Origin of the sequence: Zavarzinella formosa DSM 19928 (assembly GCF_000255705.1) — a bacterium.
Lineage (GTDB): Bacteria > Planctomycetota > Planctomycetia > Gemmatales > Gemmataceae > Zavarzinella > Zavarzinella formosa.
This window is the reverse complement of the sequence record NZ_JH636445.1, coordinates 21,762-35,186: the sequence shown is the minus strand read 5'-3', so window position 1 is coordinate 35,186 and position 13,425 is coordinate 21,762. Positions and strand designations below refer to the sequence as shown.

At 60.9% G+C, this 13,425-nt stretch carries 11 protein-coding genes; 2 read left to right on the top strand and 9 right to left on the bottom strand.

Annotation, left to right across the window (positions count from 1 at the left end; genetic code table 11):
* Nucleotides 1-107: 107 nt before the first annotated feature.
* A complete protein-coding gene (locus BGIM_RS0132090) occupies nt 108-1,115 on the bottom strand; it encodes an AAA family ATPase (RefSeq protein ID WP_040891060.1) in 1,008 nt (335 codons plus the stop codon).
* A gap of 335 nt (nt 1,116-1,450) precedes the next feature.
* Here BGIM_RS0132090 and BGIM_RS0132085 point away from each other — a divergent pair, with 335 nt between their 5' ends.
* Together BGIM_RS0132085 and BGIM_RS53510 are read left to right on the top strand one after the other, a co-directional pair.
* Nucleotides 1,451-1,843 (top strand): DUF309 domain-containing protein, encoded by a 393-nt coding sequence (locus BGIM_RS0132085; protein WP_040891132.1) that lies wholly within the window; start codon nt 1,451-1,453, stop codon nt 1,841-1,843.
* 39 nt (nt 1,844-1,882) lie between these two features.
* Nucleotides 1,883-2,584, top strand: a complete 702-nt coding sequence (locus tag BGIM_RS53510; RefSeq protein ID WP_052640084.1) for an LON peptidase substrate-binding domain-containing protein — start codon at nt 1,883-1,885, stop codon at nt 2,582-2,584.
* A gap of 15 nt (nt 2,585-2,599) precedes the next feature.
* Here the strand turns inward: BGIM_RS53510 and BGIM_RS0132075 are convergent, their stop codons facing one another.
* The 8 genes from BGIM_RS0132075 to rtcA form a co-directional block, all read right to left on the bottom strand.
* Entirely contained in the window at nt 2,600-5,824 is a 3,225-nt protein-coding gene (locus BGIM_RS0132075) for a hypothetical protein (protein ID WP_157369587.1), read from the bottom strand.
* A 58-nt stretch (nt 5,825-5,882) separates the two neighbouring features.
* On the bottom strand, nt 5,883-7,238 hold the full coding sequence (locus BGIM_RS0132070; protein ID WP_020473753.1) for an aspartate aminotransferase family protein: 1,356 nt from the start codon (nt 7,236-7,238) through the stop codon (nt 5,883-5,885).
* Nucleotides 7,239-7,256: 18 nt separating this feature from the next.
* Nucleotides 7,257-7,508: a hypothetical protein gene (locus BGIM_RS0132065; protein WP_020473752.1), complete on the bottom strand. Its 252-nt coding sequence runs from the start codon at nt 7,506-7,508 to the stop codon at nt 7,257-7,259.
* A 260-nt stretch (nt 7,509-7,768) separates the two neighbouring features.
* Entirely contained in the window at nt 7,769-9,913 is a 2,145-nt protein-coding gene (locus BGIM_RS0132060) for an AAA family ATPase (RefSeq protein WP_020473751.1), read from the bottom strand.
* Nucleotides 9,914-9,958: 45 nt separating this feature from the next.
* Nucleotides 9,959-10,528 carry a hypothetical protein gene (locus BGIM_RS0132055; RefSeq protein ID WP_020473750.1) on the bottom strand — a complete coding sequence of 190 codons (570 nt, stop codon included), beginning with the start codon at nt 10,526-10,528 and terminating at the stop codon, nt 9,959-9,961.
* 124 nt (nt 10,529-10,652) lie between these two features.
* A complete protein-coding gene (locus BGIM_RS0132050; RefSeq protein WP_020473749.1) occupies nt 10,653-11,735 on the bottom strand; it encodes a hypothetical protein in 1,083 nt (360 codons plus the stop codon).
* A 9-nt stretch (nt 11,736-11,744) separates the two neighbouring features.
* Nucleotides 11,745-12,362 (bottom strand): 4Fe-4S single cluster domain-containing protein, encoded by a 618-nt coding sequence (locus BGIM_RS0132045; protein ID WP_020473748.1) that lies wholly within the window; start codon nt 12,360-12,362, stop codon nt 11,745-11,747.
* A gap of 9 nt (nt 12,363-12,371) precedes the next feature.
* Nucleotides 12,372-13,409, bottom strand: coding sequence for an RNA 3'-terminal phosphate cyclase (gene rtcA / locus BGIM_RS0132040; protein WP_020473747.1), 1,038 nt, complete (start codon nt 13,407-13,409; stop codon nt 12,372-12,374).
* Nucleotides 13,410-13,425: the final 16 nt, after the last annotated feature.

Below are 13,425 nucleotides of genomic sequence, written 5' to 3'. Positions count from 1 at the left end.
CAACTCAAATTTCAGCGATCTGCCTAGCGGTTTGGAGGCTTTTGCAAGTCAATTTTTCAACTTGCAAGTTGGAACTTGAAACTTGGAACACTCTCTCGCAGAGAGCATCAAGTCGTCGCAAACTCCTGAGCCGCCGCTTTCACCAGTTTCTTGATGATATCGTCCACCGTGATTCCCTCGCTCTGGGCGCTGAAGTTCACGATGATCCGGTGGCGGAGAATCGGCGTCGCCACGGCGACGATGTCCTCGCCGGACACATGATTGCTGCCTCGCAAAACGGCATGGGCCTTGGCGGCGAGGATCAGGTTCATGCTCGCGCGAGGTCCGGCTCCCCATGTCAGCCATTTGGTGGCGAACGGGGCGGCGTCCGGCGTGCCGGGGCGGCTCAGGCGGGTGATGCGCTTGGCAAACTTAAAGATCAGGTCGGACACGGGAACCCGGCGAACCACTTGTTGCAGGCCGATGATGTCCTCGGCATGCAGCACCGGGCTGACCTTGACCTTGTTGTCGGACGTGCCAAGCCGCATGATTTGTTCTTCCTCGTCGTCCGTGGGATAATCCACTTTGATAAGGAACAGGAAGCGGTCAAGCTGGGCTTCGGGCAGGGGGTAGGTTCCTTCCTGCTCGATCGGGTTTTGGGTGGCCAGCACGAAGAACGGGTTCATCATCGGGTGATCGACCCCGCCGATGGAGGCCTTGCGTTCCTGCATGGCTTCGAGCAAGGCGGCTTGCGTCTTCGGCGGCGTCCGGTTGATTTCGTCAGCCAATACGATGTTGGCGAAGATCGGGCCGGGGAGGAACTTGAACACCCGCTGCCGGGTGACCGGGTCGTCCTGAATCACTTCCGTCCCGGTGATGTCGGTCGGCATCAAGTCGGGTGTGAACTGGATGCGCTTGAAACTCATGTCGAGCGCGTTCGAGAGTGTGCTGACCATCAAGGTCTTGGCCAGACCGGGCACCCCCATCAGGAGGGCGTGGCTTCGGCAGAAGATGGCCATGAGGAGTTGATCGACGACGGCCTCCTGGCCGACGATGACCTTGCCGATCTCCGCCCGCATCCGCTTGTGGGCGTCGCGGAGTTTTTCCAGCATTTGAACGTCGTTTGTCTCGGACATGTCAACGAAACCCGGAAGAGGTTCAGGGATGGTCGGTCTGGGCGGTTCTATTGGGTATGGACGGTCCGCAATCAGGACCAAAGGCAGGCCAGCGATGAATTTAGGCGAAATCAGACCGGAACGCAAGTGTTGAATTGGAAAGATCGCAAAACAGTTCTCAGATTTGTGTTTTGACAGACAGGCATGAAAGCAAATCATCAATCGTTCCCCGTCTTGAGGGGTTTTGCTTGCCGGATGTTCAAACATGTCTCATTTCGACCAAAAAACGAACCGATTCGGGGTCGTTTTGGATCGCTTCGCGTCGAAACAACTGCGATGTGACGAACACTGGCCTGATGACAGCCGATATGGACCCCGCCGACGATCCCCGGTTTGCGGAAGGCATTCGCCTCTTCAATGGCCGCGATTTCTTCGAGGCCCATGAGGTTTGGGAAGACCTCTGGCATGAGATGGCCGGGCCGGATCGCCGATTCGTGCAGGCATTGATCCAGGCGGCCGTGTGTGCCTATCATTCGGGTAATGGCAATGCCCGCGGGGCTTGCCGGCTCTTTGAATCCGCAAAGCGTTACATGACCACCTATGGGTCGAGCCATTGGGGCGTGGATATCATCGGATTTTGGGAGTCGATGGCGGCCGCGTTGGCCGAGTTTCGTTGCGACCCGCCATCGGCCAGCCCGGTTTTGCTCGCCGACTTGTTGCCGATTATCGTGATCCGCCCGAATGAATAACCGCCCCCGACCCGATCCCCACGTGTCACCCCGCAAGGTATGATGCACGCAGACCTGCCCGATCCCGACCAGTTCGACGGCGTGGCGAGATTGTTTCCGCTTCCCGGCCTTGTCTTTTTCCCGCACACGGTGCAGGCCCTGCATATTTTCGAGCCTCGCTATCGGCAAATGGCCGCCGACACCCTCGCCACGGACAAGTTCATCGCCCTGGTGATGCTCGGGGATGATTGGGAAGAAAAATATGATCACAAGCCGACCATTCGCCCGGTGGCCTGCCTCGGCCGGGTCGTCGCCGATCAACTGTTGCCGGACGGTCGATACAACTTGTTGCTGCGAGGTGTTTCCCGCGTTCGCATTATTGAAGAACTGGACACGGACAAACTTTACCGGGCCGCCCGCGTGGAGATTTTGCCGGATAATGTGCCGGAGGACGTGACCGAATTGATGCGTCTCCGCACGATGCTTTCCGAAAAGATGATTCCGCGATTCAAAGACGAAACCGTTCGGACGCAAGTTCTCGCCCTTTTCAAAGGCGAGCTTCCCCTCGGCCACCTGTGCGATGTGCTGGCTTTTGCCCTGCCCATGCCCCCGCAACAAAAGCAAGAACTTCTGGAAACCACCTGCGTGATGACTCGGGCCAGATTGCTCCTCGCCGGATTCCACGGCATGGTCGGCGAACAACTCCCTGTCACCCCGACACCGTCCGGCCGGAAGTTTCCGCCGGATTTCAGCGATAATTAACCGGAATCTTTCAGCTCACATCCCGGCCAATCCTTGTGTCTTCATTGATTCGGCCAGTTCATCACGGATGCGTTGGCGCACGGAGAATTCGTCCGTGTCCAGCCAGGCTCGCACGCCGGGACCGGCGGCGAGGTCGTCGGCCACCACGGCCCGCACACCGGCCTCCACCAGTTGTAACGCGGGCAGGCAGAAATAGCGATTCGCCGTTCCCCGGACATGCAATCCGGAAAGACGCTGGAACATTTCGTCCAACCGGCCGAGGGCCACGCGAAAGGGGGCCTGCCCCAGCGTTTGCACGTAAGCCATTGCCAGCCGGGTGCGGTTCACCGGCGTGGTTTCGGCGTCGTAAAGGTCGGTCTTGGCCTCTTCCAGCACGGCATATGCTTGCTCGTCGCGCCCCGCGTAGTACCAACCGGCGGCCACATGCAGCATCGTTCGCAGCAAGCCGGGCCATTCCATCGGCCGGGTTTTGCGGAGTTTCGAGTACGACATTCCTTGGGTGACGTTCCCCGCCAGATGATGCAACACGCGGTCGGCCTCGGTCTTCAACCCCATGCGGCGCAGGCTGCGGAACGCCTGTGAAGTCATCGCCTCCGGCAAGTCCGGCCCGGCGGGGGCTTTCGCCGGGGAAAGCAATTCCTGCACGAACAACCGGGCGAGATCGGGGCGGTCCGCATAAGAGGCGGCGGCGAGGCCGTGTTCGATGAGACCGGCCCATTCAACCGGCGCCGACCGGGTCGCGTCGAGAGCCGTTGGCAGCAGCCCGAAAAGCGTCTCGATCGTCTCCGGTTGCAGTTCCGTCACCCGTCGCAAGGCATCCCCGGCGAGGCGGGCCAGTTCCACGGTCGCGCCCCGCTGGGAAACTTCCCTCTGCAAAATATCCGGCAAGCGTTCATTCAGCGCGGCGGTGTTCAACCGATTGAGGGTGAACGTGGTCGGGCCGGTTTGCCGGGCTTTTTGGAACACGGCCTCCAGATAAGCCGACGGCGGCGGGTTGGGTTGCAGCACGCGGGAACTCTCGAAAAACTTGTCCGCGAAGTAGCGTTCCATCCCCGGCAGTTGTTCCCGGCGGGCGTGCCATTCCGGCGGCAACGGCAGGCGTGCCGAACGGCCGTCCCGGAGGTTCCGCAAGCGATGCTCGAAGGCTTCGCGGATCAGTCCATGCACCGGGTCCGCGACCGGGAACCCCTCGTCGGCCTGCTTGATGACCGCCTCTCCCCGCAGAGATTCCGACAACCGGGTAAGCCCCCATCCGATCAATAAATCCACATACCTGGCCGTGTTAATCCGTTCCGGCTCCAGTCCGCTTTCCAGCAGAATTCCCGATGGGATGGAGTTCTTGTCGGCCACCAACGGCTTGGAGGCCAGCCCCGTGATCCACTGCCGGATCGGCCGGCGCTTTTCCTCCAGCCAGCGACTGGCCTCGTGGTGGCGGTTCCTGCTTTCCTCGTCCCCGAATCGCAAAAATGGCGGCGTGTCCAGTTCGAGGCTCAACCCGGCTCCGAGCAATCGCTCGGCGAGTCGGTCTCGCGTGCGGGCAAGGGCGAGAACATCCCCCCGGTTGAACTTTGCCAGCGCCCCCTGGGCCAGCCACGCCGCCCGCACGGGGAGCCAGTGTTCGTTGGCCCGCAGATGGTTTTGAAGTTCGACGGCCCGCCGGGACAACCCCTCGGACGTCGGCGATTGGCGGGAAGCCCAGACGACCCATGCCGCGAGGGCCCGAGTGAGATTGGCGGTCGGGGTGGCCGCCAGCCATTCCGCCGGGTCGGCCAGTTTCGCATCCAAGTGGGCATCCCGCGCGGCGGCCCGCAACCAACCCCAAGCCCACAACGGCGGGCTGGCCCGGTCGCCCCACAAGGCATTGAGCCAGCACAGGGCCGCATCGGACGGCTTCTCGGCCGCATCGTAAGCCGTGGCCAGTTCGGTCCACGCGGCGGCGAGATCACCGTCCGGTTTTTCGATGCGGCGAAAGAACGCCATTTCCAATTGGTGGCAACGCTCGCTGATTCCCCCCGGTCCGTCCGGCCGGGCGTGATGCAAGCGGTCGGATTGCCGCAACGCGGTGCGGACCGCCTCGGCCACCGGGATTTCCTCGGGTTCCTCCGAGACATCCGCCAAATCGCGTTTGCCCGGCGCTTTCAGCCAATCGACCGCCCGTGCCAGCAGCCCCTTTTTCTTGGCTTCCTTGGCCAGCCGCTGATTGGTCCGCTCGGGTTCGGGCGTTCGCCGTTCCCGCTCCGGTTCGGTTCGTTCAACGAATGTTTCCGTCACCCAATCATCAGATTGTTCCCACACGGTTCTGACGTTGGCGGCCTGCGGGGAACGATACTCGACCCATTTGGAAAGGGGATGAAAGGAATCAACCGGGACCGATTCCAACCGCCAGCTTGACCCGGTCTCGGCCATCCAGTAAATGCGATCCGACAGCATGTTCAGGGTGTCGAGAACCACATCGCGGCGCAACGGCGGTTCCAAACGCCGGCCCTGTGGCAAAAACAAATTCGAGCGTTTTTGCCACGACACATACGCCTCGGCATTGGCCACGAACACCGGGAGATTCCGCAGGGACGACGAACACCGGACCAGCACGGCGGGCGTTCCATCCATCGCCGTGACGGCCACCTCGAAGGCCGCGAGGGTCTGTTCCCCCGCCGTGCGGCAATGCCGGGAAAGCTGGGCGAGGGCGTCTTTCGTGATGATCCAGAGCGAGGGTGGGTCGTGGGCCACCCGCCGGGACATCCGGGGCGTGAGCGTGAATTTGTCAGGAACCGGCCCAGATCCGAGGACAGATCGGGCCAAACGGAGTGACAGTTGAGGGGCATCGACCGGAAGGGAGCCGATTTCCAGCAGTTCCCCCGGTGAACGGATCAACAGTTGCCGATGCGGTGGCCGGGTGAGAAATGATGCGGGCAACGGCGACTCGGGGACAAAGCCCAACTCCAGCCAGACGCCCGACGCCCATTCCCGGAAGACACGGACACGGCTGTCCCGGCGGGCTTCCTCCATCCGGCGTTCCCGCCAGATGATTGGCGGGTTGGCGACGATGAACACGGCATTGTCGTCGTTATGCAGCCAGGCGAACGAGACATCTTTTCCCGTCAGTTGGCGAAACTCGCCGATCACCCGGACGAGATCGGCGCCGGGAATTTGAAAAAGGAGCTTTGCCGGCCAGTCCGCGACGCCTCGATCCGGCAACAGCGGGACGGCAAGCGAAACGTTCTCGGCGGGCGTTGCAGCCATTGGATGTTGCTTGATGCCTTCACGGAGAGATTGCCGGACAACGGCTTCCCGCAACCAATCAAACCGCCCCTTCCTCCATCAATGCCGCAATCGTTGTTTCCACGGCCTTGACCGTCTTCACCACATCGTCCTCCGTGTGGGTGGCCATGATCCACCCGGCGAGGCCCGGCAGATCGACCCCGGCGAGCAACATGCCCTGCCGGAACAGATGCCGAAGCTTCGGATTGGCGGGAGGGCCGTCGAGTTTGTTCAAGTCTCCCTCGTAAGGGATCAATCCGTCGTTGTCCCCGGCGGCATCGCCCGGTCGCGGCCCTTGATAGTTGGGGATCAACCGGAACATCGAGAAATCGAGATAGGCCGCCCACGGCCAATTGTTCTTGGCGAAGAGCCGATTGAGCCGGTTGCGGAGTTGCCGACCGGTTTCGTTGGCCCGCTTTCCCGGTTCTCCGGTGGCGACGTGTTTCAACGCGGCGATTCCGGCGGCGGCCGATAGTGGGTTGCCGTTGTAGGTGCCGGGGTGTCGCATCTTTGGCTTGCCCGGCCGGAAATCAATGACATCCAACACATCGGCCCGCCCAACCAACGCCCCGCCGGGGAGGCCACCCGCGAGAATCTTGGCCAGCGATGTGAGGTCTGGTTTGATGCCGTATCGCTCTTGCGCCCCGCCGGGGGAGACACGGAAGCCGGTGATGACTTCGTCAAAAATCAGCAATTGGCCGTGTTTGGTGGTGAGTTCCCGCAAGGTCTTGAGGAACTCACCGCGAATCGGCACGGCCCCCCAGTGGCCGCCGGTGGGTTCGAGGATCACCGCCGCAATCGTCGGATCGGTCTTGAGCGTGTGTTCCAATAAGCCGTGGTCGTTCGGCGGGATCACCACCGTGTTCGACGCCACCGATTCGGGGATGCCGGGGACAGTCAGGTTGTCGTAAGGGGCATCGGCCCCAACCGCGACAGAGTCATGCCAGCCGTGAAAATGCCCGGCGAATTTCAGGAATCGGGGTCGGCCGGTGTGGATGCGGGCCAGTCGCAGGGCCATCAGCGTGGCCTCCGTGCCGGACCCGGTGAACCGGACCTTTTCGGCCGAGGGGATGAGATTTATCACCATCCGGCCCCATTCCACCTCCAGATCGTGACAGCCCCCCGCATGGGTGCCTCGCTCCATTTGCTTCTGCACGGCGGCCACCACATCCGGATGCGAGTGGCCGAGCAGCATCGAACCGTGACCGGACCAATAGTCGATGAGTTCGTGGCCATCCACGTCCCACTTGCGCGAGCCGACCTGCCGATCCACGAAGATCGGGAATGGCTCCATGTGCCGCAGATCGTGCGTCACCCCGGCGGGAAACACGGTGCGGGCCTGCTCGTACCGGGCCTTGGACCCGGCAAACTCGGCCGCGTAACGGTCGGTCAACATGCGTTCCTCTCCGGGGTGTCAGCCGGGGTTGGTCTGGGCTTTTCGCTCTTCCACCGGCCCGGTTTCCTCGGGGGCGGCCGGGGTGGCCTCCCCTTCACGCTCAACAATCACCTTGCCAACGCTACCTTTGCCGAGAAGTTTTTCAACGGCTTCGCGGTGCATGTTTTCATGTTCGTGAGGCAGAGCGTCGGCATCTGATTCCAAGTCGATGATGATATCATGTTTCCCCGTCTCGGGATCTTTGCGGAGACGGATCGTGAGTTCGGCCATGATGGGTGTTCCAAAAAATTTAAGCAGGTCACTTGTTCGGCCAACCTCACCCCCCGGCCCCCTCTCCTGACAGAGAGGGGGAGCAAGAGGGAGACCGTCTTCTTTCCGAGCCTGAAGCGTGAGCGAGGGCCACGCTTGGGTCGGGGAAGTTCTTCCCCAACGGACAGCATATCACTCAGGAAGCGTGGCCCTCGCTCACGCTTCAGGCTCGGACAAGGCATTAAAACACACTTGTTCCCCCTCTCTTTTAGGAGAGGGGATCAGGGGGTGAGGTTGCCTTTGGGTTTCAACTCCGGCGTCAGTGTCGCCAATGTTTTGGCGTCGATGGTCTTGTGTTCCAGCAGCATGTCGCGGAGCATGGCAATCATGTCCTTGTTTTCTCGCACGATGTTGCTGGCCCGCTGGCGTTGCTCTTCCACGATGGAGCGCACCCGGTGGTCAAGTTCTTCCAGCACTTTTGGCGAGAGGTCCGCGTGTCGAACGCCGCTGCCGTTCATCGGCCGGTATTGAACCAAATCGTCCCCGCCGTAGCCGTGCATTTCCACCAGTTCGCGGGCAATCGAGGTGGCCGAATGCAAATCACCGGTGGCCCCAAGGGAGAGATCATTGAGAAAAATCTTCTCGGCTTCCCTTGCCCCCAAGGCGACACAAATCATGTCGAGATAGAAGTTGATCGTTTGAACATACTTGTGGGCCGGGTCAGAATGCTTGACGTAGCCGAAGGCCCATTGCATTTCGCTGGCGATCGTGATTCGCTCGATGGCGGGGGCGTGCGGGCAATGCAGGGAAACGACGGCGTGCCCGGCTTCGTGCGTGGCCAGCACTTTCAGTTCTTGCGGCGTCATCTTCGGGCGGTCAAGGTATTCGGTCATCGCCCGTTCGACCAAGGCCGGGTCGGTCGGGCCAGTGATGTTGTCCCGCAATCGCATCCGGGCGACGGAGCGGGCGAGGGCGTTCAAATGGTCGCCGCTGTAGCGGGTGCCGGAGGCTGCCCCGATGACAAAGTCGTTGGTTCGCTTCACGACGAAGTCGATGGCCTCTTCGGTCATCTGAAGCCGCATTTTCTGGTTGTAAATGCGGATGATGTCCCGCCGGTCGTCTGTGTCCGGATAGGGAATGTGCAAGTGAAACTCGAACCGGCCGGGTCGCAGCAAGGCGGGGTCGAGGCTTTCGACAAAGTTGGTGGTGCCGACGACAAAGACGAGTTCTTCCTTGTGGAATCCGTCCATCTCGGTCAACAGTTGGTTGACCATCGAATGCTCAACGCCGGAACCGCTGTATGTTCCGCGAGCAGTGGCGAACGAATCCAGTTCGTCAAACACGATGATGGCCGGGGCCGACTGCCGGGCTTTGAGGAATATTTGCCGAAGGTTTTCTTCCGATTCGCCGACCCACTTTGATTTCAACTCGGGGCCGGAGACAACAGTGATGGCGGCGCCGATGGCCGAGGCCATCGCCTTGGCGAAGTAAGTTTTCCCGGTTCCGGGCGGTCCCCAGAAAATCATCCCGCGAGGGATCAATTCCTCAAGCCGGGCGGCGTCCTCTTCCGTGGTGGCACTGTCCCGCTTGGTCAACACTTCCAAGATTTCCTTGCGGAGCCGGGCCTTCACCTTGGTGTAGCCGCCGATGTCCTTTTCCAGACTCACTTCCGGGATTTCCAAGTTCCCCGTAAGCGTGGCCTGCCGGAGTTGCCGGTAGGCGTTCTTCGGATCGGCGGGATAATCTTCACCTTCGAGTGTGCTAAGCAGTTTCCGCAAACGGACGGCATTCACCCCGGAGACATACTTGTAAAGTCCCCACGGGTTGAACTCGCGGCCAAACTTGCGGCTTTCCTTTTGGGTGGCCAGATAGCGCAACCGATCCCGGCTCAGGCCCAGAAAACTCACCCGGTGGGCAAACAGGCTTTCAATCACCTTCGGCAGCGAGAACGACGGGTCTTTGAACCCGAGGAACACGATGGTCGGATTTTCGTAAAGAAGCACGATCACTTCGCGAGCTTCGCCGGTCAGCCCGCCCTGGCTGGTCGTCAGCAAATCCAAGTGAGGCAACACCGGGACCCGGCGCACGGGATTGCCGTTCTTGTCCACCGCTTGAGTCGAGCCGCGAACAGCATCTCGCAACTGGTTCACCATCAAGGCCATCAATCCCATCGGAACCGGCCCGGCTTGGTCGTTCTGCCTTGGCCGGCCGTCGAGGTAGACGCACTCCATCGCATGTTGACGGAGGCGGCCCCGCAGGTTCATGAACACATAAGGCCCCAGATCCTTGTCGCATTCGATCAGGCAGGGCAGACCGCGATGGAGTTTGGACGCCACCTCGGCCAGTTCGCGGGAATAAGCCGCTTCAACGGCCTGTTCGGGCGTCAACTCGGCGGGGAGATCCTTCTCGGCAATGAAACTGGACATGAGTTCCTTTGTGCGATGTGCGCGTGCAAGAAGACCGGACCCGGCTTACACTTCGACCTTAATCGTGAGCGATCCGGCCTCCGCGTCTTCGGTCATTTCCTTGATGCGGCCAAGCTGGGCGGCCTTGCGTTTCAGGGCTTCGCGGGTGACGGCGTTGACGGCGTCGTTGAGTTCTTTGCGAACGTCTGCCATCTCGCCTTCGAGGGCTTCCGTGGCCTCGGCTTGCAGGCGGTCCTGTTGTCTCTTCGCCCGCTTGGCCAAGTCGGCCTTCGCGGATTCGGCAAGGCTTTTTTTGATTGCGGATTCCTTGGGGCCGACATCGTCGTAGCCCCAGCCCTCGGCCTCGGACTCCAATTCAACGCGATCCGTCTTCACGGCCTTCACGCCGACTTCGCCGGACTTGGGATCGACCGCCACGGTGACGCCGTCCTTGTCGCGGATGAGTTTGCCGTCTTTCTCTTCAAAACCCCGGCCTTTGAGTTCACCCGCCAGCAAGTCCGCCATGACATCGCCGGGGAGGATTTCGAGGATTTCCAAGTCGGAACACACCTCATCCGAGGCGGCCAGATCCTGGCTGATGTTTTCCTTCACGCGGATGCGGTATGCCCGGCTCATGATCTGTCCTCCCGAAACTTGGCATGCTTCAGAATCGTAGGTCAGGCTTTCTAGCCTGACAGATCTGTCAGGCTAGAAAGCCTGACCTACTTTCCGGCAATCCCGGCCAAGGCGAGAATGCTTCCTACCCGATCCGAAGTGGTTCCACCTGTTGAAGCACACGGTCGGCCCGTTCGACCACCGTTCCCAATTGATAGCGTTCCCATTCGCCGAGCCAAAACTGGCTGACGGCATAATCTTCGTCCATGTAACCCGATTGCCGGGCGGTTTGTTCCCATGTCCGCAAGCGGACCGTCTGCCGAAGGACGCTTAAGGCATTGCGCTGGGTTTCCAACCGCTCGGCCAATCGGGGCGGTCCGGCTCCTTGCAAACCGCCGGTCCAGAAACTGGCCGACATGTCTCCGCTTGAAAGCAATCGGGACAACGTCCCGAGCAGGAATCGCCCCAAATCCCGGCGTCCGGCTTGTTCGATGGCTTCCAGATAGGCACCTAATACTTGAAGCTGGGCCAACCCCTGTTGGGCCATCGTTCCCCAATCGCCGATCTGGCCTTTGTTCCGCTCAACCTCCAGCCAGCGATTTTCAAGGAACGGCTGCAACGCCTCCAAGAGATAAATCCCCGGTTCTTCCAGCCAGATTTTGAACGAGGGCACCGGCAATGCCTGCCCCGTGGCAAAATCCCCGGCATACGCCAGCCGGATCAGGGAATTTTCCAGACAAACATTGCTCGTCCGCATGCTAGCGGCCAATTCCGCGTCGCATAGTTTCAGGGCTTCGTAGGTCAGGAAGCCGAAATACTGGTCCCCGATGCTGTGGCGTCGGATGTCGTCCCGCCAAAACGGTTTTTCCTCTTTGGCCCGCGTGGCGGTCAACCACATGAGCAGTTCCACCGTCGGTTTGCCGAAGGAGAGGGCCAATCGCTCGGCCACCGTCCGCTCCCACAATCGGCCAAATTTCGGCGTGCTGTCTCGCAAATAACGATCACGCTTCCATGCCCCGGCCCGCACCAGACACAATACCGATCCTTTGCGAAGCGAATCCTTCAGCAAATGAAGACAGTCGCCGCTGAGACAGCGGGGCCGGTCGATCTTGTCGACGATCAGCCGTTGCGCCTGCTCCACCGGAGATTGCTTCAGGATGAAGCGAGCGATACGAAGCAGGTTCGCCTCGAAGCGGGAGACGGTTCGCACGTCGGCCGGTTCGCTCATGATCGCACGTCATCCTTCCACACGGCGGGGCTTCTTCCACAATCCTACCGCTTGCGGGGCCGGAAAGCCATTGACGGAAATCTCCCCTTTCCGCACCCGGATCTCCAACGTGTTCGGCGACCGCCAGCAGGGATCGTCGGCCCGGTAGCGTTCCGTGAACAAGTGAACCCGCTGATTCGTGGAACCGATCCACCGCCGGGTGGTGTCAGGCTGTTCCCGCACATAGGGGCCGTCAACGAGAATATCTGTGTGGGCCAATAGTTCGGCCACCGCCGGGTCCGGCAATTCGCGGGCGGCTTCCAGCACATAACCGCTGTAAACCATCACGCTCAGGCCATGTTCCCAAGCGGTTTTCGCCAGAATGGCGGCCCCGGCGGCGTGGGCCAGCGGTTCGCCCCCCAACAGGGAAATTCCCTCGATGTTTTCTTCTCGTTTCGCCCGCAAGATTTGTTCAATGACGGCCGAAACCTCAACCAGTTCCCCGCCGTTGAAGGTGAGAAACTCCGGGTTGCAACATCCCGGACATCGCAACGGGCACCCCTGAAACCACAGGGCAAAGCGGCGGCCCGGCCCCTCGGCTTCCGTCGCGGGGACAATCTGAGCGATACGCAGGCGGTCTTCCGTCATAATTGATGATTATACCCCATACGGACGAACCCGCACCACTCCGGGCGAACCTTCTTCGCCGTCAATCTCGATGGTCGCCTTGTTGAACAAGTGAATGACAATGGCATTCGTCAGCAAATGTTGCGTCACTTCGGAAACGCGAAACACCGATTCGCCGTCCGCAAAGGCCAACGGCAGTAGCAATTGATCGGCCGTGTGCGGATCAACCGGGGCCTGCGACAACAGATGCGGCTTCAACTCGTCGATGGCCTCCGTCGAAACCGCGTCGGCCGGTTTGCCGCGAGAACCCAAACCGCAAACCAACGCAGGAATTGGCCCGTTTGTGAGGGTGGCCATCATCACACAGGAAGGGCCGCCGGACCATTCTTCCACCGTTGGCTCCGCCTCCAACCCAAGATCGCGGAGCAGCACCGCCGCCTTGCGCCCTAGTCGCTTACCGATGTCTGGGTCCAACCCGGCGACGGCCCCGACGACCTCCGCACAAGTATGCTTCACCGGCTCCGTGAGATTGATCGGCGACAGCCGTTCCACGGGACGGATTTCGGCTTCGATCTCGCCGCCGCCACGAGGGTAGAACCCCGGCCGGTGCATTTGCAGTGTGATTGAAAGGCCCGTTAGTGACATGGCCTTGGCCCACGTTCGTTCCAGAAAGTGGTAACTCGGTGCGTTGATGACGTGCGTGCCCCCTTCGATGACCACGCGCGAGGCCGCCTTGGTTCCCAGCGCCAACGGCAAATAGACCGTATGCAGCACAAGGGAAGTCGCCCCGGCCGTGCGAATGGGGAAGCGATAAGTGCCGCCGACAATCTCACCGGGGATGAACGACAAGTGGCTGGAACCGAGGCGGTCGCCATCCACACGGGCGTTCCCGATTTCGGCGGCCGCCCGCACACAGGTGAGATGTTGGGCCTGAAGTCCTGGCTTGGGAGTCCGGTTCGCCCGGATTTTGTGAATTTGAATCGGCGTCTTGGTGAGCAGAGACATCGCCAGCGACGTGCGCAGGATTTGACCGCCCCCCTCGCCCTGCGAACCGTCGATGACCAGCATAACCCACCCGTGAATG

Excerpts from the sequence above, each read along its gene's own strand:
- BGIM_RS0132045 (WP_020473748.1), bottom strand. The coding sequence starts at position 12,362 with ATGACGGAAGACCGCCTGCGTATCGCTCAGATTGTCCCCGCGACGGAA.
- BGIM_RS0132050 (WP_020473749.1), bottom strand. The coding sequence starts at position 11,735 with ATGAGCGAACCGGCCGACGTGCGAACCGTCTCCCGCTTCGAGGCGAAC.
- BGIM_RS0132060 (WP_020473751.1), bottom strand. The coding sequence starts at position 9,913 with ATGTCCAGTTTCATTGCCGAGAAGGATCTCCCCGCCGAGTTGACGCCC.
- BGIM_RS0132055 (WP_020473750.1), bottom strand. The coding sequence starts at position 10,528 with ATGAGCCGGGCATACCGCATCCGCGTGAAGGAAAACATCAGCCAGGAT.
- BGIM_RS0132090 (WP_040891060.1), bottom strand. The coding sequence starts at position 1,115 with ATGTCCGAGACAAACGACGTTCAAATGCTGGAAAAACTCCGCGACGCC.
- BGIM_RS0132075 (WP_157369587.1), bottom strand. The coding sequence starts at position 5,824 with ATGGCTGCAACGCCCGCCGAGAACGTTTCGCTTGCCGTCCCGCTGTTG.
- BGIM_RS53510 (WP_052640084.1), top strand. The coding sequence starts at position 1,883 with ATGATGCACGCAGACCTGCCCGATCCCGACCAGTTCGACGGCGTGGCG.
- BGIM_RS0132070 (WP_020473753.1), bottom strand. The coding sequence starts at position 7,238 with ATGTTGACCGACCGTTACGCGGCCGAGTTTGCCGGGTCCAAGGCCCGG.
- rtcA (WP_020473747.1), bottom strand. The coding sequence starts at position 13,409 with ATGCTGGTCATCGACGGTTCGCAGGGCGAGGGGGGCGGTCAAATCCTG.
- BGIM_RS0132065 (WP_020473752.1), bottom strand. The coding sequence starts at position 7,508 with ATGGCCGAACTCACGATCCGTCTCCGCAAAGATCCCGAGACGGGGAAA.
- BGIM_RS0132085 (WP_040891132.1), top strand. The coding sequence starts at position 1,451 with ATGACAGCCGATATGGACCCCGCCGACGATCCCCGGTTTGCGGAAGGC.